Origin of the sequence: Candidatus Filomicrobium marinum (assembly GCF_000981545.1) — a bacterium.
GTDB lineage: Bacteria > Pseudomonadota > Alphaproteobacteria > Rhizobiales > Hyphomicrobiaceae > Filomicrobium > Filomicrobium insigne.
The window spans coordinates 2,139,517-2,162,165 of sequence record NZ_LN829119.1 but is presented as its reverse complement, the minus strand read 5'-3'; the positions used below and the strand labels follow the sequence as shown (position 1 = coordinate 2,162,165).

Genomic DNA, 22,649 nt, shown 5'->3' with positions numbered 1-22,649 from the left:
AAGATCGTGTCACGGTACGCCGTTGCGCGTTTGGCAATAGCGTTGCCGTATGATGATCGCGTCATCGGTTCTGGTCGGCACCACAGGGCGGAAATAGTCTCCCCATAGTAGAAGTGCCGGGGTCTTGATCCGCAGCGTTTCGCTGCCGGTATTCGGGCTCGGGCTCGGAATAACCCCTGCGCGAGAGCCAATCAATTCTTTGCAGCCTATCATGGCGAACCAACCTTTGCTTCGCCAGAAGCTGCTTTAGCGGTTACAGGAGGGGCAATGCCTCGACGGTAGCGGGCTAATCTTTCAGCTTCGCCCACAAATCGCTTCGCCGCCCCTCCGGGTGTGAGGGCAGCATGTACCACATTTGAGCGCCCCATGGCCAAGCCGATTTCATCAATTGTCAGAATATCAATGATGATTGGCTTAAAGCCACGGTCCGCCGCGATAGCGGTATACTTGCGATCCAACTTGTCACAACCGTCGCGGGCAGCATCAGCTCCGTGTACCAGGGTCGCGATGCGTTCGCGTTCCAACCGCGTATTTATCTTATCGAAGCCACAAACAACGAGGCCTGCCTTGTTGGCGAGCGCGAGGGCTTCGACAACGCGCTGCGTCAATTGACGCTCAACCAAACCGGGAAGATCTTCGGAAACTTCTACCTTACGCTTTAGGCTTCGGGCAAAAGCACGTGCTTTAACGGCAGCGGAGATACTTTCCCTATCGGCCGTAACCCATACGCCGCGACCAGGCAATTTATGTGTCAGATCAGGATATATAGTGTCGCCGGGGCCGGCGACAAATCGGATCAGATCGCCGGTTACCCGCTCAGAACGCGTGAGGGCGCATTGACGGAAGAGGTCTTTCCCTTCCATCCGGCTGGCCTCTCGAATGTCTGGCCGTTCATTTGCGACCACGCGTTGCTGCTCCAATCGTTGAACATCTCCATCGCCCTAGTCGGACGAACCGGCATCGCCGGCATTCGTTTTGCCTGCAGGCTTAGGTGTACCTGAAGAGAAAACGGCTTCAATTTCTTGCGCCTGTGCATCTGCTTCGGAAGGCGCGGCTTCTTCAGCCTCTTCTTCCGGCTCAGCAGATGATGCGAGGTCTTCCGCGCTGATCCAGCCTGCCTGAACGCGGGCTGCCATAATCAGTTCTTCAGCCTCTGTGCGTCCGATCTCCATGCCGTCAAGGATTCCCTTATGGCGCACCGGCTCGCTATCTTTTTCGCGCTTACGCTCGACCCAGCCGACGAGGTCATCTGTGGCGCAGTCGGCCAAATCTTCGACGGTCTTGATGCCGTTTTCACCAAACGCGACCAGCATGGCGCTCGTTACGCCAGAAACCTGGCCGAGTTCATCGGCGACACCGAGCTCGCGACGACGCGCATCACGCTCATTCTCGATACGCTCAAGAAAATCGCGCGCACGTGTCTGGATCTCGTTCGCGGTATGCTCATCGAAGCCTTCGATATGTGCGATTTCGGAGAGATCGACGTAAGCGACCTCCTCAATCGAGGCGAAGCCTTCGGTCACCAATAGCTGCGCGATCACCTCGTCAACATCGAGTTGGTCCATGAACATGTTGGACCGCTCGACAAATTCCTTCTGGCGGCGTTCGCTTTCTTCCTGCTCCGTGAGGATATCGATATCCCAGCCCGTCAACTGCGACGCAAGACGCACGTTCTGACCGCGACGGCCGATCGCCAGTGAGAGCTGATTTTCCGGGACCACGACCTCGATCTTGTCGGTATCTTCGTCGAGGACGACCTTGCTCACTTCTGCAGGCGCGAGCGCGTTAACGATGAACTCTGCGGGATCGGGACGCCACTGAATGATGTCGACCTTCTCGCCCTGCAGTTCATTGACAACCGCCTGGACGCGCGAACCGCGCATACCGACGCAAGCGCCGACCGGATCAATGGACGAATCCTTGGAAATAACCGCGATCTTCGCACGTGACCCGGGGTCGCGAGCAACCGATTTGATCTCCACAATGCCGTCGTAGATTTCAGGCACTTCCTGCGCGAACAGCTTCGACATGAATTCAGGGCGCGCACGCGACAGGAAAATCTGCGGGCCGCGTTGTTCCTGACGCACATCGTAGATGTAGGCGCGTGCACGGTCTCCGTAACGGAAATTTTCACGCGGGATCATCTCGTCGCGACGGATGATGGCCTCGGCGCGTCCGAGATCGATGATGACGTTGCCGTACTCGACGCGCTTTACGGTACCGTTGACGATTTCGCCGATGCGATCCTTGTATTCGCCGTATTGGCGCTCACGCTCGGCTTCACGAACCTTCTGGACGATCACCTGCTTGGCGTTCTGCGCAGCGACACGGCCGAAGTCCAACGGCGGCAGCGGCTCAACGATCAGGTCGCCAGCTACGGCGCCCGGCTGACGGCGTTGTGCGCCCTGTACCGAAATTTCAGTCGAGTCATTTTCGACGTTCTCGACGACCGTGATCACACGGGAGAGCTTCGTCTCGCCAGTCTTGGGATCGATCGTGCAGCGGATATCGTTTTCCGCGCCGTAACGGGACTTTGCCGCCTTCTGGATCGCATCTTCCATCGCCTGGATCACGATCGTTCGATCGATCGATTTCTCGCGGGCGACAGCGTCTGCAATCTGCAAGAGTTCGAGACGGTTGGCGCTGATACCTGCCATCGCCATGTTGCCTAGTCCTCCAAATCCACTTCGTCGCCGGGACCTACGTCGTTACCGGCATCGTCTGTTTGCCTTGACTTCTTCGCCCGACGCAAGGCTTCGCGCACAAGTTCATCCGTCAAGACCAGCTTGGCATCGCTCACCAGCGAAACCGGAAAGCCAACAACCGTCGGACCAACCTCAGGAAGATCGACCTCCATACGGATCTCACCATCCTCGAAGCCTTCAAGCCGCCCACGGAAGCGTTTGCGGCCGTCCACCATTTCGCTCAGTTCGACCTTCGCCTCGTGATCAGCCCAGTCCTCAAAATCGGATGGACGCACGAGAGGTCTATCAATCCCGGGCGAAGAAATCTCCAAGCGATAGCTGCCTGAGATAACGTCGTGAACATCCAGCAGCGGTGATAGCTGGCGAGAGATCGTCTCGCAATCATTCACCGTAATTGTACCGTCGGGGCGTTCGGCCATGATCTGAACGATCTTGCCTTCACGTCCTTGTATGTGTACTCGCACGAGCCGGAAACCAAGATCCTCCAGGACTGGTTCAGCAAGTTCGGCCACTGCCGCTGCCAATCCTGTCTCCCGGAAAAAGCGCTCGCGCGACGCGCTCGTATCGCCCGCCACAGAGGCCCTCGTCAAATACTGTCGCTAATTCCCAAATGCCATTCCCAAAACAAAAAGAGCGGACCCAGAGGGCCCACTCCCAGAGTTGAGATGATCATGAGCAATTCAAGACTACGTGAAGACTTAGGCACTTGCAAGCGCCTTGTGAAGTTTTTTGAACATTTTGATGGCACAAAATAAGCAGTCTGCGGCTGTACTTGCTCAAGCATTTCGCAGAAAGCGGAAGAAATAGCATCGCCGACCTTCACGGAGGGCTTTTGCTTGGTAGCGGGTCGATGGCCAGTCGTCGGGGCGTAGGCGCCAGTCTTGAGGGCTCGCCGCTTGCCAAGAAAACGGGCTGTCTTGCAAAGCGATGAGCGCTGTGCGGGCATAGTCGCCAATATCGGTGGCGATCCGTAACTCGCCCCCTGCCGCCATGACCCGTGCCAGCTCCGAGATCAGAGATGCGGACACCAAACGGCGCTTATGATGCCGCCGCTTCGGCCAGGGATCTGGAAATAAGATAAACGTTCGGTTGATGCTGGCCGGTGGAAGCCAACGCAAAACCTCGCGCGCATCATCGACATACAAACGAATATTTTGGAGTTCATTCTCCTCAATGGCCGTCAAAGCCTTGACGACGCCGTCCTCGAACGGTTCGCAACCTATCAAACCAACAGAGGGATGATGGGCCGCCTGCCAGATCAAGTGTTCCGACCCGCCGAAACCGATCTCTAGCCAAACTTCACCGACATTCGCGGAAAAGAGCTCTGTTAGTGACCGAGGCCTCGGTTGGGTGACTTCGAGAGCCAACCTGGGCAGCAGTTCTCGCATGAGCTGTTGTTGGCGCGGACTTAGCGTCCGCCCACGTCGACGGCCGAAGGAACGGAGCTCAGCTGGAATTCCTTCACCCTTTTGTGTGGTTTCGCCCATCGCCCCGACCTACGTTGCGCAATTGTTTGGAGAATTCGGTTTCATCAGCACAGCTGAACGCGTGGATTTCTATTTCTCTCTAAAAATAGAACAAAACGGCCGCAACGCATGCGCTGCGGCCGTCCAGGTTCGTTCGACAGATTAAGCCGGCTGGATTTACAGCGCCGACTTAATGGCTGCGGCAAGATCGTCTTTTTCCCACGTGAAGCCACCCTGATCGTCTGGTGCACGGCCAAAATGGCCATAAGCTGCCGTGCGAGCATAGATCGGGTTGTTCAGGTTCAGGTGCTCGCGAATGCCGCGGGGCGTCAGCTTCATGACTTCGCGGAGAACCTTTTCCAATTGGGCTTCATCCACCTTGCCTGTGCCATGCGTGTCGACGTAGATCGACAGTGGCTCGGCAACGCCGATTGCGTAGGACAGCTGGATGGTGCAGCGCTCTGCGAGTTCCGCCGCCACGACGTTCTTTGCCAGATAACGTGCCGCATACGCAGCCGAGCGGTCCACCTTCGTCGGATCTTTGCCCGAGAACGCGCCGCCGCCATGGGGCGCCGCGCCGCCATAGGTATCAACGATGATCTTACGTCCCGTGAGACCACAGTCACCATCCGGGCCGCCGATCACGAACTTACCCGTTGGGTTTACGTGCCAGACGGTATCGTTCGACACCCACTCAGCGGGAAGAGTCTTGAGGATATAGGGCTCGACGATTTCACGTACCTGTTTGGACGTGAGATCAGGATCGATGTGCTGCGTCGACAAAACGATCTGCGTGACAGCAACGGGCTTGCCGTTTTCGTAACGCACGGTCACTTGGCTTTTCGCATCCGGTCCAAGCTTAGCAGCGGCACCCTCTTTCGCTTTGCGCGCCTTTGCCAGAACCTCAAGAATCTTGTGGCTGTAGTAGATCGGTGCCGGCATCAGCTCCGGCGTTTCACGGCAGGCATACCCGAACATGATGCCTTGGTCGCCGGCACCTTCGTCCTTGTTGCCGGCTGCATCGACGCCAACTGCGATGTCAGCGGACTGCGGATGCAATAGAACATCAATGTTCGTGTTGGCCCAGTGGAAGCCTTCCTGCTCGTACCCGATGTCTTTGATCGCTTCGCGGATCTTCGCGCTGATCATTTCGGTGGTGACCGTGGACGGCCCACGCGTCTCGCCGGCAACGATTACCTGGTTGGTCGTCGCCAATGTCTCGCACGCGGCACGGATCGACCAGGGATCGATGCCTGCCTTGGGCCCTTCACGGTAAAAAAGATCGACGATCTCATCAGAGATACGATCGCAGACCTTGTCCGGATGACCTTCAGAGACCGATTCACTGGTAAATAAATAGGATGTGCGTGCCAAGCTCGCTCCCTCCATTTGCATTTCATTTTCGATGGGAAGTTGCGGGCCTTGTCGCAAGGTTTTAGGGGCGGGTCAAGGCTAGCCCCTGAAACGGGGCCTTGTCGCAGGACGTCTCAGTCCTGCGATTCTTCGTTCGCCAGCGAGCGAACTAGCTCGACAACAGCACGTCGAACGCGCGCGTCCGGAATGCGAGCGAACGCCTTGTTGAGCTCAAAGCCTTCGCGGGTCGTAATGAGATCCGGCACATACTCCGCGGACGCGTCCGCCATGCCTGTGGCTTCGGCAGAATCTCCATTTGGCACCTCGTCATAAAAGAACTGAATCGGCACCCCTAGAACGCGCGCCATGTCGAACAACCGACTTGCGCCAATGCGATTTACACCCTTCTCGTATTTTTGAATCTGCTGGAAAGTCAGTCCCAATCGTTCGCCAAGTTTCTCCTGGCTCATCCCCAGCAGCATACGCCGTAATCTGACACGAGCACCGACATGAACGTCTATCGGGTTCGCCCGGCGCGCATTGCGCTCTTCCTCCACAGTATTCTTGTTATTAAAATCGTTGCCCATGCGAAATACCGGCTCCAAAGTTTACCTTACAGCCTACAGCACGATCGCGTCAGTAAGCAGGACGGACCACGCTCAAACAATTTAAGCTTTCTTATTTGTTGGGTGATCTATACTATAGAGTGCATCAATGCCACCCACTTCGGCAAAATCGTGCCAAGATGTGGTCATTCCTTACTATGAAAGTTGCGTTTCATAGTAGAAGCGGTGCTGTGAAGCCACACCTTTGACACGTCTTATCGTGCCGCATAGCGATTATACTGGACAATAATCCACGTCGTTAGGCTCAACGCGAGCACGCAAAGTAAAAATAGACCGTCGCCATATTGAGCATAAATGGTTGCAGGGCGTGGCTGGGGAAGCTGCGTATCGAGTGTTCCGACCTCGTTAAGATCGAGCTTTCCAATAATACGACCGAACGGATCGATCACAGCGGATATACCGTTATTGGCGACGCGTAATAGGGCCACGCCTTCTTCAACCGCGCGCAAACGCGCTTGATGTAAATGCTGGTGCGGGCCCGTCGTATTACCAAACCAGCCATCGTTGGTCGCATTCACAAGTAGAGCTGGACGATTCTCGCCTTGAACAACTGCTGCGGGAAAAATCGCTTCGTAACAAATCAATGGAGAGAAAGGCGGAAGCCCCGGCACGGAAACTAAGGGACGTGGCGTAGAGCCAATTGAAAAACCACCGCGGATCCGCGTCAAACTTTCCAAACCAATGGCTTCGAGGAATTCTTGAGCAGGCAGATACTCTCCAAATGGCACGAGGTGAATCTTGTCATAGATTGCCCGCGTCTCCCCCTCAGGTCCAAAAGCGATGATCGAATTATAAACCTGACGCTTAGGGAGCGTACTTGGCCGCAACTCATCACCAACGCTGGCCTTTTCCAAGCGCAACGCGCCTGCTACGAGAAATGTGTTTGCAGGCAATAACGTGCCAATTGCAGAAAGCGCGTCCGGCGTTGAAAGTGGTAGAAAAGGCATCGCGGCCTCTGGCCAGAAGACATGCGTAACGCCTTCTAAATCATCCTGTTTTCCAGATTCGGAAATGCGCGACAGACGCAGATGTTCTGCGAAAATTCGTGGCTGCTCGCTCGCCAACCATTTTTCGTGCTGAGGAATGCTCGGCTGTACGATGCGCAATTTTACGCCGTCCACAAACGAATTGGGACCTGGAGCGAGGACCAGTGCTCCATAGATGAATAGTGCAGCTAAAGGCGCCACGGTAAGCGCGACAATTTTCGCTCCGGGACGCGGGGTGCGTGGGTCGGCCAGTACGATCACCGGTGTCGCGGCAATCAACACAGTGAGCAATGTCAATCCGTAGATGCCGAACACGGCCGTAGACTGCATCAAATACAACGGCTGTGTTAACGCATAGCCCAGCACGTTCCAGGGGAAGCCTGTGAAGATATGACCTCTCAGCCATTCCCCGACACCGAAGGCGACAGCCAAAACCGCAACGCGGGATAGTCCGGGCACCCAGAAGCTTCGCGCCGCAGCTGCTGTCACCGCGGTGAACAGCGCAAGGCCCGCTGGCATAAGCGTAACGGCAACGGGCAAAAGCCATCCGAAGATGTGCGCTTCCACCAAGAATGCTTCGCCGATCCAAAACAATCCGAAGAAGAAGTAACCGAAGCCAAACCACCAGCCGTCGAACGCTGCCCTCTTCAAGCTCGTGCGCCATGCCCGCGTGTGTGTCGCTTTGTCAGCCTCAGCATGTGCAAGCGCTTGATCAGATGTTCCATCGATCAACCAGATCAAAACTGGAAGAGTGAAGAACAGTACCGGCCAGAGGAAGAATGGTGCCATGGCGAGCACCGATAGGGCTCCTGCGAGAAACGCGATGCCACGGCGGCGCCATCCTACGGCTTCTCTGACAACCTTAGCCACAGAGGCCAATCGCCGAAGGACACGAGGTGGCTTACGCGCGCTCCGCTGCGGACGATCGATTGTTTCGCTCCCCGTCACGGACGGTTAGCTTTCGCCGACGGACGCGGTCGCAGGACTCGGCTCGGAGTCGGCTTCCGCAACAGGAACGTGAATTTTCAGCTTCTTGACGCGGCGCGGATCAGCGTCCAGCACCTCGAACTCCAGGCCGGAGTGATGTTTGACAAGTTCCCCTCTCGCTGGGACACGCCCCACGATCGTGAACACCAAGCCGCCGAGCGTATCGATCTCTTCCTCTTCTTCGCTCGACAAAATCTTACGATCGAGGAGTTTTTCCAGCTCTGCGACCGGCGCGCGTGCAGACGCCACAAGGCCCAGCTTCGGATCTTCGCTGATGTTGGGAACTTCGGCCTCGTCGTGTTCGTCTTCGATATCGCCGACGATCTGCTCAACCAAATCTTCAATCGTCACGAGGCCATCCGTGCCTCCGTACTCATCGACGACAAGCGCCATGTGAATACGCGTTGATTGCATTTTGATAAGCAGGTTCATAGCGGGCATGGACGGAGGCACATACAGAACCGGGCGTTTGATCCGAGCAACCGAGACAGGCCGGGTCAAATCTATGGTGCCTAGATTGAGACTGGCAACCGTGGATGACAGCGCTTCTTCAGATGGATCTCCACTCGCACTGTCTGCGGCCTCTGGCGCAGGCGGTGTAACCTCTCGGCCGGCTTCGGTCATGACCCAACGGAAGAAATCCTTGATGTGGACCATTCCGCGCGGATCATCGAGTGTCTCTACGAACAAGGGAACGCGAGAGACGCCCGCGCGCTCGAACGTCTCGAGCAGATCGGCAATGGAGTCGCTTTCGTCGATCGCGATGATATCGGCACGTGGCACCATGATGTCTTCGACGCGACTGGCACTGAAATGCAGCAAACGCAGCAGCATCTGCCGTTCCTGCGCACTGAAGGAATCGCTCGGTCCTGCCTCGCCCTGCAATGCGTATTCAAGCGTGTCACGCAGTGTTTGGCCGCCCGGCAGTCCAAGCCGTGAGCGCAGAGTGTTAAACCATCCAAAGGCCGTCGAACTTCGAGCATCGTCAGATGTGGACGTCGCGTCGCCGTTGGTGCTTGTCGTGTCGTCGGTACTCATTTCCGTATCACTATTTTCCAATACAATCGCACACTGAGTTCATGATGCTCGGACGTGCTCAGCACGTCAGGTGTGCGTCTTCATTCTTCGGAATCGGCTTCGATGGGCGCATATGGATCAGCGATATCGAGTGTCGCCAGAATGCGCGTTTCAAGTGCTTCCATGCGTGTCGCCTCTTCGTCGGTTTCATGATCGAAACCCACGAGATGGAGGAGACCATGGACAACCAGATGCTGAAGATGGTGGCTTGTCGGAATGCGCATGGCTACGGCTTCGGCCGCCACCGTTTCTGCAGCGAGCACGATATCGCCAATAAAACGCTGCGCTCCGCTTCCAACAGGGAGGCCTGAAGCGACAGGGAACGACAAAACGTTGGTAGGGCTTGGCTTTCCACGATAGGCAGCATTGAGCGTGGCTACATGCTCATCGGAAGATAGAGCCAATGCGGCACTGGCCCCTGCAAGCTCTGCTTCGGGCTCTGTTGCTGCGGCTTGGGCAGCACGACGTATGATGTTGTCGATATCGGGGACGCTGGACCAATCACCAGCTTCGTGCACGACATCGAGTTCAATAGTCTGCGCAGCTGGACTAGGAGGTTCGCTGCCGTCTTGCTCGCTGCCTTCGCTTGAGCGTCTACTGTCGCAGGGATCGTTCATCGCGGGCGCTGGCCCTCAGAGGCCTTATCGTACGCAGTTACAATGCGCGCCACGAGATCGCGGCGCACGACATCCGTATTGGAAAACCGGATTGACTGAATGCCTTCGACGTCTTGCAGGAGACGAACTGCCTCTTCCAACCCGGACGTTTGCCCTGGCGGTAGATCAATCTGACTTGGGTCGCCTGTGACGACCATTTTTGCGTTCTCTCCCAAACGGGTCAGAAACATCTTCATCTGCATGCTCGTCGTATTCTGCGCTTCATCCAGAATAACGAAAGCGTTGGCGAGCGTTCGGCCGCGCATGAAAGCGAGTGGAGCGACTTCGATGACACCCGTCTCGATGTCGCGCTCAACCTTCTCGGGCGGCAGCAGATCATAAAGCGCATCATATAGGGGACGCAAATAGGGGTCGACCTTGTCGCGCATGTCGCCGGGCAGAAACCCCAGACGCTCACCTGCCTCTACGGCTGGGCGCGACAGGATCAAGCGTTCAACGAGCCCACGCTCCAGGCAGTGGGCGGCATAGGCGACGGCAAGATAGGTTTTTCCCGTGCCCGCAGGGCCAATCCCGAACACCAGATCGACACGTTCCATCGCGCGCATATAGGTGCTTTGGGCGGGTGTCCGCGCCTTGACGACACGACGGCGGGTCGCGATCTGAGCTTGTCCATCCGTTGCTGGTGTTTCCTGCCTGGCATGGCGGATTAGGCCATCGAAATCGCCCGCGCCGATCGGTTCGCCATTCGCGATCCGCCGATAAAGCTGTTCCAGAACGTCTCGGGCCAACCCGACTGCTGGCTCCGAGCCTGTCAGAATGATGACGTTGCCATGAGCATGCGCCTCTACGCCAAGGCGATCCTCAATAAGAGCTAGGTGACAATCGAACTCTCCCAACAACTGTGTCAGGAAGCGATTGTCTTCAAAGGGCACGACGATGCGTTTGGAAACGCCTTGCGATCTTTGGGCGCGCCCAGGCCCGGTCACGGATTGCCCGCGAAAGCCTGTCAAATTAGAGGTCTCCCATGCCCGGCCCTTACGTTGGCTTCACAACCACCCAGTTCTTCAGTTGCTAGCATAACTGGCCGCGATTCCGAATCAACCTGATAGGTGGACATTCATACTCCGCTTTCAAGCAGCTCGTATGACACCCGACAACGACTTCATGCCGGCGGCTGAGATTTCCACTGGAATGACACGTCCGAGGTATTCTGGAGCCCCTTCAACATGAACGGGTTGCAGATACGGCGAACGACCAACGAGCTGTCCCGCCTGACGGCCTGGACGTTCAAACAGCACCTGCACTATTTTGCCAACACAGCCCTCATTGAAACGCGATGCCTGAGCTTCAAGACGTTCCTGAAGGCGATGGAGGCGCTCGGTCTTGACGCCTTCGGGCACCTGTTCTGCAATTTTTGCAGCCGGTGTACCAGGGCGGGCAGAATATTTGAATGAGAAGGCCTGGGCGAAACCAATTTCCTCGACGAGCGCAAGCGTTGCGTCGAAATCTTCCTGCGTTTCACTCGGAAAGCCCACAATGATATCGGTGGACAATGCGATGTCCGGCCGGACTTTGCGCAGGCGCTCGATCACGCGACGGTAGTCATCCGCGGTGTGTTTGCGGTTCATGGCGGCCAGAATGCGGTCGCTGCCTGACTGAAAAGGCAGGTGTAGGTACGGCATCAGTTTTTCCTGATCCCGGTGGGCCGCAAACAAATCTTCGCTCATATCGTTGGGGTGGCTGGTCGTGTAACGCAAGCGCTCAAGGCCATCGATTTCGGCTAGGCGATTTATCAACCCGGCAAGCGAACATGTGGCTCCGTCGGGTCCTTCGCCGTGGTAGGCGTTTACGTTTTGACCCAGCAACGTCAGCTCGCGAACGCCACGCGCGACGAGGCTTTCCGCTTCCGCGACGATCGCGGCGACCGGACGCGAATACTCCATACCTCGCGTGTAGGGTACGACGCAGAACGTGCAGAATTTATCGCAACCCTCCTGAATCGTAAGGAATGCCGACGCGGGTGCGATTTGAGTTCCAGGAACCGTGGCCGCGCGCGCAGGAAGATTCGCGAACTTGTCCTCTTCTGGAAAAGCCACCTCGACAATGCGCCGGGATTCGCTTTGCGCTCGGAAAACGAGTTCAGGCAGACGGTGATAGCTTTGCGGGCCTATCACGAGATCAACGACCGGCGCGCGGGCGATAATCTCAGATCCCTCGGCCTGAGCGACGCAACCGGCTACGGCGACGACGGTGTTCTTACCAGCCTGGCGCCGTTCTTCCTTCACTTCACGGATGCGTCCGAGATCGGAATAGACCTTCTCCGCCGCTTTTTCGCGGATGTGACACGTATTCAAAACAATGAGTTCAGCGGATTCCGGCGTATCGGCCACGGTATAGCCGTACTGCGCCAAAGCCTCGGTCATCCGTTCGGAGTCGTAGACGTTCATCTGGCAACCGAACGTCTTTACGAAGACCTTCTTGGTCCCCGGCATTGTGCACTCTCCGTCAGAGTCAGAATTAAACTCCGTCAGCTTGGACACGTCGCACCCTTATATTTTCCAGTATTGCAGCGCTTTGCGCCGGGGTCTTCCATGACGATCCTGTGATGGGTAAATTCCCGTAAAAACAGGTCTTTGCCCTCATTGTGACGGTCGTCACCAAGGATTTAGTGACACAAAGAATTTGTTGGTGCAATGCACCCGAATTGAGGTGGTGAATAGCGTGTGTTTGTCGCAGGGCACGCTGAAACGCCGACGTTTCTTACCCGTAACTACGTTTCGCTTCCGACTGTGGCGGAGAAGCACCCTCAGCCTGGGATGGCGTTTGGGCTGGTTCGAGCAACTCGTCGGACGTTACACCGCGCATGATGCGTACGTGTTCCTTGCGGATTTCTTCCTCGCTGTATTTGGCGAGCGCTTTGCGGTCCATGAAGGCATCGAGCGGTACCGGCCGCCCAATCTTGATCACGGCATCTATCGGTCCAGCCTGCAACAGCTGCCAAGCGTGCGGCGCCATGTCCATATCGCCATACCAGCCCACCAGCGGCCGGTCTGCGCGTGACAAAGGGATGCCGTGCAACCGTGTGTAAGCAATGGTGAGCGTTTGCACGAGAACCTGACGGTTCTCCGGCGAACTCCCAGCCGCGGGCGCGCTGGTCGCGTCCTCTTTGTCGCGCCGGATAGCGGCACGCAACGCGGAAGGCTTTGCTGCGGCAAACAACGACGTCTTGAACGGTAAGACGCGGTTGCCATCACTCGATGTCCCTTCGGCGAAGAGCACGAGCGAGTCCCCCGCACGTAGTCTTGTCAGGATTTCCTCTGTGGTGTCCCCCACAGATGCGCGCCGCTCGCGATCGATAAATATCGTTCGCTGCAATTTCGCCAATGAGGAAACGAATGGCCAAGCGCCGACTTCCTTCTTCGCGATGAAGGAGACCGGCGCGACCGAGGAAATGACGGGGATGTCGAGCCAGGACGTGTGGTTTGATACGATAAGTACAGGGTTGTCGCGCGCAATATTGCCTTCGACCTGAACCCGCAAGCCCAGCAGCCGACAAACTTTTTTATGGTACCAACTGGGGAAGCGCCTCGCGTAACGCGGGCTGAACCGGACAAATACCGCCTGTAGCGGCATCAACGGCAATGTCAGCCCCATAAACAATACCAGGATATTGCTGGCGCGGAGCCAACTCATGGGACGTTCGCAGGTTGGGCGCCGCAGCAAATGCCGCGCGCAAAGGGCCAAGTTGTGGTTTCGGCCATCGGCATGCCGAACTCCGTGGAATCGGGTTTATCGTAATTGGTTATAGGCCAGTGGGTCTGACCACGTCTATCGCCTGCTCATCACAGACTACAAGACAAAGTCAGAGCATCGCAGGAGGTCCCATCACTACGCTGGTAATAATTCTTGCGCAGACCGATCTGCTCAAAACCTAGTCTCTCATAGAGGGCAATCGCGGCGACATTATCAGCGGCGACCTCCAGATGAAGGCGTTCACCACCGCCGGCGGCTACGGCGCGCATCAAGCCTTCAACGAGACGTTTGGCAATACCTCGCCGCTGGAAAGGCGCACATACTCCAAGGGTCAGAATTTCTGCTTCATCGGCTGCTATGCGACCGATGATAAACCCAGCTGGCGCCGGAGGGTTTTCCGGGTGCAACCGCAGCTTGGCCACAAGCGCCGTGGCGCCAGGTGAGGCCAATAAGTTACGCAGGCTCTCCTCGCTCCAGGCTGGATCGAACAAGCCTGCGTGCATGCTGGAAACTTCAGCTGCCCCCTCGGCCTCGACCCACAGAAGACTTAGGTTCTTAAAATCCAGCTGATACTGATCATCGGACATCATATCGCAACTCGGGCTATTGATTTGCCGACTTGAGGCTTTGCGTCAGCCGGCCGCAAATAAAGTGGGTTCGGCGAACCAGCGGGTAGAATATGAGGTGCCATTGCTGCCAAGTCCTCGGCGCGAGGCAGCTCAATTGAAGCAAACACCCGATACTTTGCAGGCGCGTGACGAGCGACGGCATCCGCCGCGGAGCCTGCCAAGGCATAAATTCCCTCTGTGGCCTGGCTGGCTGCCTCTTCGGGGGTGAGGACTTGAGGTTCGCAGAGCGCTGCAAGTCCACCGCCACGCGAAAAGCGCTGCCAATAGACCTGTCCGCGACGCGCGTCGGCGGCGACTGCGATTGCTGCCACGTCCGGCATATTGTTCAGATGCCGGGCAACTTGCTGTGCAACGACAGCAAGGCTCGTGGCGGTCACGACTGGAACATTCATCGCCAGCGCCAATGCGCGTGCTGCTGCTATCGCTATGCGCGTGCCGGTGAACGTCCCAGGCCCAACGGTTACAGCAATCCGATCGACATCCTCGAACGTAAGTCCGGCCGTGCCGACGACCTCAGAGATCATAGGAATCAAACGTTCCGCCTGACCTGTCGCCATAGGTTCGAACGCGCACGCGCGCACGCCTTCGCCGCCGTCGGAGAAGACGGCAGCGGAACAGGCATCAAGGCACGTATCAAAGGCCAGAATATTCATAGGAGGAGAGCCTATACTCTCCGAATTCAGAATTCACCTGTTTCGCACGGCGAATAGAGTGATTTCGGCTGTCTATGATCGTGCAGGTTGCCTATCAAATGATCTGTGCCATCTCGGCAAATGCGAGACGCGGTCCTCTTGGGCGAAGCCCCGTGGGGTCGCCATAGCCGATATTGCAAAGGAAGTTCGACTTCGTATTTGTGCCGGCGAAGAATTCCTTATCAACGCCCGCGTTATCGAAACCGGACATGGGGCCACAATCGAGGCCCAGTGCTCGCGCCGCGAGGATCATATAGGCTCCCTGAAGCGAACCGTTGCGAAATGCCGTTTCTTGAATTTTAGACTCTTTGCCGGTGAACCAACTCCGAGCATCCGTGTGCGGAAAGAGTTTTGGTAGCTGTTCATAAAATTCGAGATCGTAGCCAATAATCACACACACGGGAGCCTGCATCGTCTTTTCGGCGTTGCCGGAGGACAGATACGGTTTCAACCGCTGCTTTGCTTGATCCGACTTCACGAACAGGAAGCGCGCCGGTGAACAGTTGGCGCTGGTCGGCCCCATTTTTGCGATGTCAACGAGACGTTCCAGAACCTCGTTGGACACCTCCTTATCCTGCCACTTGTTGTGGGTTCTGGCAGACAGGAAAAGTTGGTCGAGCGCGGCGTCTTCAAGCGGGTTTTTCTGCGTCAAAGCGGATCACCTCAGGCCAGTTGTTTCGATCGTAGGACTGATAAACGAAAAGCCCCGCCAATCTGACGGGGCCTCCCAAACTTCCTTCCAGGACAGGCCGTTGCCTGTGAGAGGCTAGACCGCCTGAACTTCCTGAACCTCTGGGCAGAAATGCCGCAACAAATTCTCAATGCCATGGCGCAGCGTCGCTGTTGATGACGGGCAGCCGGCGCAGGCTCCTCGCATATGTAGATAGACGACGCCGTCGCGGAACCCGGAAAATGTGATGTCACCACCGTCCTGCGCAACGGCAGGGCGAACACGCGTTTCCAAAAGGTCACGAATGGTAGCAACTATTTCCTCGTCCTTCGGATCGTAGCTACCGACAGCTGAATCATTGCCGGCTTCACTTTCTACGACCTGAGCATCCGACATATAGTGCTCCATGATCGCGCCAAGGACCATCGGCTTGAGATGCTGCCAATCGCCTTCGCCCTTGGTCACGGAGATAAAGTCGGAGCCGAAGAAAACGCCGTCCACACCGTCGATTTCAAACAGCCTCTGAGCAAGCGGCGACCCTGTGGTTTCGGCGCGGTCCCGATAATCGGCCGTACCGGATGCCAGGACCTGCCTGCCGGGGATGAACTTTAGCGTTGCGGGGTTCGGCGTTAGCTCGGTCTGGATAAACATGGGTCCATCGTCTCCCGATTTATGGCCGTGCGCCGACGTTATCATAACTTACGTCGATCCGGCCTGCACGGCAGTTATTAGAATTATTCTAGTCTTAGATAGACGAGATGATGGAAAAAGTCGATACCTGCGGAGAGAACCGCAACCCGAAAACTCCCATTCGACCATCAAAATCACACGCTTAGGCGAGTGATTTGATCTCTTCAAGGGTCAGACTTCCTGGAACGATCGTTGCAGGAATAGGGAAGGGTCCCCCGGTGGAGCCAGATGCCAGGGAGGAAACGAGCGGGCCTGGACCGTCCGATCCGGTAGCGGCGCCGAGAACAAGGATGGCGATGTCCTCATCTTCGTCAATGACGCGGACGATCTCTTCAGCCTCATTACCCTCGCCGATGACCTCTTCGGTCGACACATCTTCGAAGCCGGATTGATTGAGCTTGCGACGAAAGAGGCGGAAGAGCGCCTTTGCTTTGGCAGTTTCTTCTTCAATGTGGACCTGACGCACGCCCATCCAGTGTTGAAATTCCTGCGGCTGAATGACGTACAGCATGACGATCGAACCGCCAGAATGCTGCACACGGCTTGCCGCGTAATACAACGCCGCGTTGACTTCCTCGGAGTTGTCTATGACGAGGAGAAATTTGCGCCGGTGGCCGGCTTCGAATGAAAGGCGTTTTTTCATCATGCTTATGCTGCCATCTCATAGTCGTGGCCACAACGGACCAAGTCTTCAATTTGCAAGCCGCTTTTATACAGCGTGCGCAACGATGCCTAAGAGCGAATAAAGCCCACAATGTCCTTCACGTCGCCCATAATCGGTGCGGCGATAGCCGCGGCGCGTGCAGCGCCGTCAGCCAATATTTTGTCGATCTCTGCCGGATCGCTCGTAAGCCGGTTTATCTCCGCTCCAAGCGGACCGAGCTTTGCAACGCTTAGCTCGGCTAAGTTTGCCTTGAATTCAGAAAACTGACGGCCACCATACTCCGCCAACACCGTATCCTTACTCGAACCAGATAACGCTGCGAAAATACCGATCAGGTTTTCTGCCTCAGGGCGACCCTGCAAACCCGCAGCTTCAGAAGGGAGCGGCTCAGGATCTGTCTTCGCCTTTCTCACCTTCTTGGCGATGGTGTCCGCATCGTCCGTCAGGTTTATGCGTGACAAATCCGATGGGTCGGATTTCGACATCTTCTTGGTGCCATCACGCAGGCTCATCACGCGCGTGGCTGGTCCGGTGATTACGGGCTCAGGCAACGGGAAAAACTCGCCATCATCAAATCCACGAGCGCGGATCTCGGTGTTGTAGTCATTGTTGAATTTACCGGCGATATCACGCGCCAGTTCTAGATGCTGCTTCTGGTCGTCGCCGACCGGAACATGCGTCGCCTTGTACACGAGGATGTCGGCGGCCATCAGGTTGGGATAGGCGAACAGACCCACAGAAGCGTTCTCGCGGTCCTTGCCCGCCTTCTCCTTGAACTGGGTCATGCGGTTGAGCCAACCCAGGCGGGCAATACAATTGAATACCCATGCCAGCTCCGCATGGGCTGCGACCTGGCTCTGGTTGAACAAAATGCTCGTTTTCGGATCGAGCCCGGCAGCCATATATGCGGCCGTCACCTTACGGATGGCCTGGCGCAGCTCCGCCGGCTCCTGCCACACTGTGATGGCGTGCATGTCGACGACGCAATAGATGCACTGATGGGTTTTTTGCAGCTCGATCCACTGCAGCATGGCTCCAAGATAGTTGCCGAGGTGCAAACTGCCCGTCGGCTGCATCCCGGAGAAGACGCGCTCTTCAAACGGCATTATCGGGTTCCCTAGATTCGGAGCGCGGTTATCGCGCGGCTGCCAAGGCAGCGCAAGTCTTGAGCCCGGTCGATGCCACAGAATCCTGGATGATCGCCAAAACTCAGGAGGCCCGCCGGAGTTTTCTGACGAACTGCGAGGGGCTTAATACCCCGGTCAACAGGACCGTTCCGAAGAAGACGACAGCTCCTAAGCCTACCAACCCAGCAAGCGCCGAGAGTTGCAGATAGATCGGATTGGCCGCCGAGAAATAAGGCGCCAACGGCCCCAAGGCGAACCACACGGCAGCACCCATGATGATGCTGGCGAGAATGATCAGTGGCAAGTTCCGCAGGAGACGACGGTCCGCCTGAAAATTGCCAGCTCGGCTTAGTGTTGCCCATAGAAGCAGGGCGTTAATCCAGCCTGCAAGCGACGTTGCCAGTGCAATGCCCACGTGCGGGTGATAACCCATCTGGGCAAAAGCGTAGAACAGCGCCAACGATCCCGCGACGTTTATGATCATGTTGAAGGCCGCGTAGCGCATCGGAGTTTTGGTGTCTTCACGCGCAAAAAAGGCCGGCTGGAAGACCTTGATCAGCACGAAACCTGGCAAACCGCAGGCAAACGCCGCGAGAGCGGGCGCGGTTGCTGCGGTATCGGATGGGGAAAACGCGCCGCGCTCGAAGAGAACACGGATGATGGGCTCTGCAGCCACCGCGAGTGCAACCGCCGCAGGCAGCGTTAACATCAGGCCGAACTCTAGTGACCGGTTCTGGCTATCCATGGCAGCGCGATGATCGCCGGCTTGCAGACGTCGGGACAGATCAGGGAGCAAGACAACACCGATGGCGACGCCAACAATCCCTAGCGGGAGCTGATAGAGGCGATCCGCGTAATAGAGATATGAGACGGCGCCAGCCTGCATCGAGGCGATTACCGTTCCCACGACAATGTTGATCTGCGTTATGCCACCAGAGATCAGTCCAGGGATACCCAGGCCAATCAGGCGTTTGACGCCCGGAGTAAGGCGGGGTCGGCGCAGCGACAAACGCATGCCGGCTCGACGCACAGCAACCCAAAGCAATATTGTCTGGGCGATACCGGCAATGAAGACGCCGATGGCGAGAATGATACCTGCGCCCGGTTTCTGAGAGTAACCCAGCGCGATCGCCAGCGAGATGGCGGCGATCAGAACGATGTTGAGCAGAATCGGTGCAGCCGCCGCAACCCAATACCGATGCATGGAATTGAGAATGCCGGACAGCAACGCGACCAGCGACATACATAGAAGGTACGGGAATGCGATCTGTGTGAGAAGAACGGCAAGATCATACTTGTCGGGATCGGCGACAAACCCCGGCGCAAGAATGAGCATCAGCCACGGCATCGCCAACATGCAGATCGCGGAGAATGCGAGCAGCGTGATAAGCAGGACTGACATTGCTTCTTCCGCGAATGTCTTCGCCGCGTCGGCCCCTTCGCCCTGAAGGCGTTTTGCAAACAACGGGACAAATGCCGCGTTGAATGCTCCTTCGGCGAACAAGCGCCTGAAGAGATTGGGAAATCTGAAAGCGACAAAAAAAGCGTCCGCAATCGCACCGGAACCGAGGGCGGCGGCGATCAGAATATCCCGGGCGAAACCGAGAATACGGCTGACCATCGTCAAGCCGCCAACAGTCACGAAAGAACGATACAGCATGAGGCCAGCGCAATATCCCGGAGGCGTGCCCTGTGCAAGGGACGTTGCACGCCAGGCTGTCACAATCACCTTGATGACGGGAGAAAATGTTGCTTTCGGGACGCGCTTTTTTTTGTGTCGAGGCGGCTAGGTGGTCTAAGTCACCGGCGGTGGGTCATCTTGTGCCAGCAGCTCCGTCAGCCGCTCGGTTATGCTCTGTTGGCGGGTTGGTGCCGTCACCTTTTTGCCGACGAGGTCGGTTACGTAAAACACGTCCACGGCCTTTTCGCCGAATGTCGTGATGTGAGCCGACGAAATATCGAGGTTCAGATCCGACAGAGCGTTGGTGAGATCATAGAGCAGGCCGGGGCGATCAAGTCCCGCGACTTCAATCACCGTGAAGTCGTCCGACAGCGCATTGTTGATCATCACTTCGGGTTCGACGCTAAAGGCATCCAGACGGTGCTCAGCTGGGCGCCGCTTGGACAACATCGGCCGCAGGCGCATCTCGCCGCGCAGCACGCGCCGGATCAACTGTCCGATACGATCCGCGCGCCGCTTTTCATCCTCGTCGCTTTGCAGCTCCCGCTGAAGCAAGAAACTATCGAGCGCATAACCATCGCGCGTTGACGAAATCTGAGCGCCGACGATGTTGGCCCCTGTGGCGGCGCATGCGCCCGCGAACAGTGACAACAGGCGGGCGTGGTTCGGCGCCAGGATGGTTAGCTCCGTCACCGCCGTGAACTCATCCGTCGTGTAGTGGAATGCGAGCTTGTCGTCGGAGCCGTCCGTCCTTGCCATCATCCGAGCGTGTTCGACCTGCCGCGGAACGTCATAGCGGTGCCAGTAGTCGTCATAGAAGCGACCGGTTACGCTTTCGATCTTTTCTGGGGTCCACCCCTCATCCAGGAGCGCCGCGCGCACGCCTTCTTGTGCTTCGGAGATCCGCTCACGATGGCCGGTCTGCCCGTAACCTCCAGAAAGGAGCAGCTCTGTCTCGTAATAGAGTGTCCGCAACAGCTGGCCCTTCCAGCCGTTCCAAGTGCCTGGGCCTACGGCACGGACGTCAGCGACAGTCAGCAGCAAGAGCAGCTTCAATCGCTCCGGACTTTTTACGACATCAGCAAAGTCTCTAATGGTCTTGGGATCGGAGATATCGCGGCTTTGCGCGATGTTGCTCATGGTGAGATGTTCTTCGATCAACCAGGCAACCGTGTCGGTTTCGGCCGCACTCAAGCCCAGCCGCGGACAAAGTTCGCGGGCAATTCGCGCTCCGACTATGGAATGGTCGTCACGACGGCCTTTGCCGATGTCGTGCAGAAATGCTGCGACGAACAGCACACGGCGGTTCAGAATCGTCTCGAACATCGGAGTCGCCAGAGGCAGCTCGTTAGCAGCGCCACCTTGCTCAATGTCCGTCAGCATTTGCACGGTACGGATCAGGTGCTCATCCACCGTGAAGTGATGGTACATATTGAACTGCATCATTCCGACAACGCGCCGGAACGCCGGGATGAAGCGACCCAGCACAGCGGCGTCATTCATCCGCCGTAGCGTGATTCCCGGATACGGGTCGTCGCAAAGCAACTCCAGGAATATTCGATTGGCTTCCGGATCGTTGCGCACCTTATCGTCGATCAGCCGGAGCGATTGGCGTAGCAGCCGAATGGCATCTGGATGAAGGAACGTGTTGGTCTTTGCCGCCTGCGCGAAGAGCCTGAGGATGTTTACAGGGTCGCGCTCAAAGGCCTGCGGATCGGCAACGTTCATGCGGTCGTTATCGACTCGGAAGTCGGTTCGCTGGCGGATTTGCCTGCGAACCTTCCAGTTCAGCGGGCTCATAATCTCGCTGATGCTGGGCGCGGTCTTATGTTGCTGCATTTCCAGCGCGCCACACAGCAACGTTGTGAGATCACCGACTTCCTTGGCGACCAGAAAGTAGTGCTTCATGAAGCGCTCGGTCGCGCGCAGGCCGCCATGCTTCTTGTACCCGAGCCATTCTGCCATCTGAGGCTGAACGTCGAACGTCAGACGTTCTTCGGGACGGCCAGTCAAGAAATGCAGGAAGCAGCGGATGGTCCAGAGAAAATCTTCGCAACGTTTGAAAGTCGCGACTTCCTCATCAGTAAAAATTCCCGCTGCGACTGTCTTCTCACCAACATCCTCACCGTAAATCGTGCGCGAGAGCCAATGCAGTGTGTGCAGGTCGCGCAGACCGCCTTTGCCGTCTTTGATGTTTGGTTCCACGCGATACCGGGCATCGCCGGAGCGCGCATGCCGGGCATCACGTTCCGCCATCTTGGCGTCTATGAATGTGCGCTGCATTGAGCGGAGCTCATCCTGGAAGCGCTCTTCAAGCTCTGCGAACAGCTGCGCGTCCCCCAGCAGGAACCGCGAATCCAGCAATGACGTGGCGATGGTCATGTCTGTCCGCGCCAGCGCAACGCATTGCGACACTGTTCGCGTCGCATGGCCGACTTTGAAGCCCATGTCCCAAAGGATGTAGAGCATCTGTTCGGGGACGCCACCGCGCGCCTTGCGGGAAGAATGAATCAGAAAGAGCAGATCGATATCTGAGCCGGGGGCCAACAGACCTCGGCCATAGCCACCCGTGGCGACAACGGCCATACGGTCTGCGGCGGTCTGTTTGCGTCCCTTTAGTTCCAGCGACGTCAGCAGCTCAAACAGCATGCAGATAAGGTCGTCTTGAAACTGGCAAAGGTTGGCTGCACAGCGGCGCCCATCGCCATCGCGCTCCAATTGTGCGCGAAGGTGGGCGCGCGCGACCTGCGACATGTCCTTCAGGTGCTGGACGATGTCGTTGTGGGCCGCTTCCAAGCCGCCGTGGCGTTCGATCAAGACCTCAAGCGCAGCACGCACCGCGACTTTGTCAAATCGTTCTGCAACCGAAGTTGGGGCTATGACTGTATCCATAGCGCGAGATTTAGAGGGTTATGACCCGAGAGAG

The 22,649-nt window shown here is 57.0% G+C and carries 21 protein-coding genes; all 21 read right to left on the bottom strand.

Annotated features, from left to right (window positions below):
- Positions 1–9: 9 nt before the first annotated feature.
- The 21 genes from YBN1229_RS10175 to YBN1229_RS10075 all read right to left on the bottom strand — a co-directional run bounded on the left by YBN1229_RS10175 (position 10) and on the right by YBN1229_RS10075 (position 22,615).
- On the bottom strand, positions 10–213 hold the full coding sequence (locus YBN1229_RS10175; RefSeq protein ID WP_046478231.1) for a hypothetical protein: 204 nt from the start codon (positions 211–213) through the stop codon (positions 10–12).
- Entirely contained in the window at positions 210–905 is a 696-nt protein-coding gene (locus tag YBN1229_RS10170) for an RNA-binding protein (protein WP_244464895.1), read from the bottom strand. The genes YBN1229_RS10175 and YBN1229_RS10170 overlap by 4 nt, the downstream gene beginning before the upstream one ends.
- A gap of 36 nt (positions 906–941) precedes the next feature.
- Positions 942–2,663: a transcription termination factor NusA gene (gene nusA / locus YBN1229_RS10165; RefSeq protein WP_076605311.1), complete on the bottom strand. Its 1,722-nt coding sequence runs from the start codon at positions 2,661–2,663 to the stop codon at positions 942–944.
- 5 nt (positions 2,664–2,668) lie between these two features.
- A complete protein-coding gene (rimP, locus tag YBN1229_RS10160; RefSeq protein ID WP_046478229.1) occupies positions 2,669–3,295 on the bottom strand; it encodes a ribosome maturation factor RimP in 627 nt (208 codons plus the stop codon).
- Positions 3,296–3,481: 186 nt separating this feature from the next.
- Positions 3,482–4,192, bottom strand: a complete 711-nt coding sequence (gene trmB, locus YBN1229_RS10155; RefSeq protein WP_046478228.1) for a tRNA (guanosine(46)-N7)-methyltransferase TrmB — start codon at positions 4,190–4,192, stop codon at positions 3,482–3,484.
- A 156-nt stretch (positions 4,193–4,348) separates the two neighbouring features.
- Positions 4,349–5,560, bottom strand: a complete 1,212-nt coding sequence (metK, locus tag YBN1229_RS10150) for a methionine adenosyltransferase (RefSeq protein ID WP_046478227.1) — start codon at positions 5,558–5,560, stop codon at positions 4,349–4,351.
- 98 nt (positions 5,561–5,658) lie between these two features.
- Positions 5,659–6,111 carry a helix-turn-helix domain-containing protein gene (locus YBN1229_RS10145; RefSeq protein ID WP_046478226.1) on the bottom strand — a complete coding sequence of 151 codons (453 nt, stop codon included), beginning with the start codon at positions 6,109–6,111 and terminating at the stop codon, positions 5,659–5,661.
- Between the two features lie 233 nt (positions 6,112–6,344).
- Positions 6,345–8,006 carry an apolipoprotein N-acyltransferase gene (gene lnt, locus YBN1229_RS10140; protein ID WP_244464893.1) on the bottom strand — a complete coding sequence of 554 codons (1,662 nt, stop codon included), beginning with the start codon at positions 8,004–8,006 and terminating at the stop codon, positions 6,345–6,347.
- An 84-nt stretch (positions 8,007–8,090) separates the two neighbouring features.
- The gene (locus YBN1229_RS10135; protein WP_046478225.1) at positions 8,091–9,161 is read right to left on the bottom strand and encodes a hemolysin family protein; all 1,071 of its coding nucleotides are present in this window, start codon (positions 9,159–9,161) and stop codon (positions 8,091–8,093) included.
- 80 nt (positions 9,162–9,241) lie between these two features.
- The gene (gene ybeY, locus YBN1229_RS10130; RefSeq protein ID WP_052743846.1) at positions 9,242–9,817 is read right to left on the bottom strand and encodes an rRNA maturation RNase YbeY; all 576 of its coding nucleotides are present in this window, start codon (positions 9,815–9,817) and stop codon (positions 9,242–9,244) included.
- Positions 9,814–10,827 (bottom strand): PhoH family protein, encoded by a 1,014-nt coding sequence (locus tag YBN1229_RS10125; RefSeq protein WP_170832379.1) that lies wholly within the window; start codon positions 10,825–10,827, stop codon positions 9,814–9,816. Before YBN1229_RS10125 ends, ybeY begins: the two co-directional genes overlap by 4 nt.
- 120 nt (positions 10,828–10,947) lie before the next feature.
- A complete protein-coding gene (miaB, locus tag YBN1229_RS10120) occupies positions 10,948–12,309 on the bottom strand; it encodes a tRNA (N6-isopentenyl adenosine(37)-C2)-methylthiotransferase MiaB (protein WP_046478224.1) in 1,362 nt (453 codons plus the stop codon).
- A 268-nt stretch (positions 12,310–12,577) separates the two neighbouring features.
- Entirely contained in the window at positions 12,578–13,510 is a 933-nt protein-coding gene (locus tag YBN1229_RS10115; protein ID WP_046478223.1) for a lysophospholipid acyltransferase family protein, read from the bottom strand.
- A gap of 149 nt (positions 13,511–13,659) precedes the next feature.
- On the bottom strand, positions 13,660–14,160 hold the full coding sequence (locus YBN1229_RS10110; RefSeq protein ID WP_046478222.1) for a GNAT family N-acetyltransferase: 501 nt from the start codon (positions 14,158–14,160) through the stop codon (positions 13,660–13,662).
- The gene (tsaB, locus tag YBN1229_RS10105; protein WP_046478221.1) at positions 14,157–14,852 is read right to left on the bottom strand and encodes a tRNA (adenosine(37)-N6)-threonylcarbamoyltransferase complex dimerization subunit type 1 TsaB; all 696 of its coding nucleotides are present in this window, start codon (positions 14,850–14,852) and stop codon (positions 14,157–14,159) included. The genes YBN1229_RS10110 and tsaB overlap by 4 nt, the downstream gene beginning before the upstream one ends.
- Positions 14,853–14,946: 94 nt before the next feature.
- Positions 14,947–15,543 carry a malonic semialdehyde reductase gene (locus YBN1229_RS10100; RefSeq protein WP_046478220.1) on the bottom strand — a complete coding sequence of 199 codons (597 nt, stop codon included), beginning with the start codon at positions 15,541–15,543 and terminating at the stop codon, positions 14,947–14,949.
- 114 nt (positions 15,544–15,657) lie between these two features.
- Positions 15,658–16,212, bottom strand: coding sequence for a NifU family protein (locus tag YBN1229_RS10095; RefSeq protein ID WP_046478219.1), 555 nt, complete (start codon positions 16,210–16,212; stop codon positions 15,658–15,660).
- Between the two features lie 181 nt (positions 16,213–16,393).
- Complete coding sequence (locus YBN1229_RS10090) at positions 16,394–16,897, bottom strand: universal stress protein (RefSeq protein WP_046478218.1); 504 nt, start codon at positions 16,895–16,897, stop codon at positions 16,394–16,396.
- Between the two features lie 86 nt (positions 16,898–16,983).
- On the bottom strand, positions 16,984–18,021 hold the full coding sequence (gene trpS, locus YBN1229_RS10085) for a tryptophan--tRNA ligase (protein ID WP_046478217.1): 1,038 nt from the start codon (positions 18,019–18,021) through the stop codon (positions 16,984–16,986).
- 103 nt (positions 18,022–18,124) lie between these two features.
- Entirely contained in the window at positions 18,125–19,702 is a 1,578-nt protein-coding gene (gene murJ / locus YBN1229_RS10080) for a murein biosynthesis integral membrane protein MurJ (protein ID WP_046478216.1), read from the bottom strand.
- 135 nt (positions 19,703–19,837) lie between these two features.
- Complete coding sequence (locus tag YBN1229_RS10075) at positions 19,838–22,615, bottom strand: [protein-PII] uridylyltransferase (RefSeq protein ID WP_046478215.1); 2,778 nt, start codon at positions 22,613–22,615, stop codon at positions 19,838–19,840.
- Positions 22,616–22,649: the final 34 nt, after the last annotated feature.

Coding starts and splice junctions, on each gene's coding strand:
- nusA (WP_076605311.1), bottom strand. CDS start 2,663: ATGGCGATGGCAGGTATCAGCGCCAACCGTCTCGAACTCTTGCAGATT.
- YBN1229_RS10075 (WP_046478215.1), bottom strand. CDS start 22,615: ATGGATACAGTCATAGCCCCAACTTCGGTTGCAGAACGATTTGACAAA.
- YBN1229_RS10110 (WP_046478222.1), bottom strand. CDS start 14,160: ATGATGTCCGATGATCAGTATCAGCTGGATTTTAAGAACCTAAGTCTT.
- ybeY (WP_052743846.1), bottom strand. CDS start 9,817: ATGAACGATCCCTGCGACAGTAGACGCTCAAGCGAAGGCAGCGAGCAA.
- metK (WP_046478227.1), bottom strand. CDS start 5,560: ATGGAGGGAGCGAGCTTGGCACGCACATCCTATTTATTTACCAGTGAA.
- YBN1229_RS10175 (WP_046478231.1), bottom strand. CDS start 213: ATGATAGGCTGCAAAGAATTGATTGGCTCTCGCGCAGGGGTTATTCCG.
- YBN1229_RS10145 (WP_046478226.1), bottom strand. CDS start 6,111: ATGGGCAACGATTTTAATAACAAGAATACTGTGGAGGAAGAGCGCAAT.
- YBN1229_RS10090 (WP_046478218.1), bottom strand. CDS start 16,897: ATGATGAAAAAACGCCTTTCATTCGAAGCCGGCCACCGGCGCAAATTT.
- YBN1229_RS10095 (WP_046478219.1), bottom strand. CDS start 16,212: ATGTTTATCCAGACCGAGCTAACGCCGAACCCCGCAACGCTAAAGTTC.
- trmB (WP_046478228.1), bottom strand. CDS start 4,192: ATGGGCGAAACCACACAAAAGGGTGAAGGAATTCCAGCTGAGCTCCGT.
- YBN1229_RS10135 (WP_046478225.1), bottom strand. CDS start 9,161: ATGAGTACCGACGACACGACAAGCACCAACGGCGACGCGACGTCCACA.
- tsaB (WP_046478221.1), bottom strand. CDS start 14,852: ATGAATATTCTGGCCTTTGATACGTGCCTTGATGCCTGTTCCGCTGCC.
- murJ (WP_046478216.1), bottom strand. CDS start 19,702: ATGCTGTATCGTTCTTTCGTGACTGTTGGCGGCTTGACGATGGTCAGC.
- miaB (WP_046478224.1), bottom strand. CDS start 12,309: ATGCCGGGGACCAAGAAGGTCTTCGTAAAGACGTTCGGTTGCCAGATG.
- YBN1229_RS10115 (WP_046478223.1), bottom strand. CDS start 13,510: ATGAGTTGGCTCCGCGCCAGCAATATCCTGGTATTGTTTATGGGGCTG.
- trpS (WP_046478217.1), bottom strand. CDS start 18,021: ATGCCGTTTGAAGAGCGCGTCTTCTCCGGGATGCAGCCGACGGGCAGT.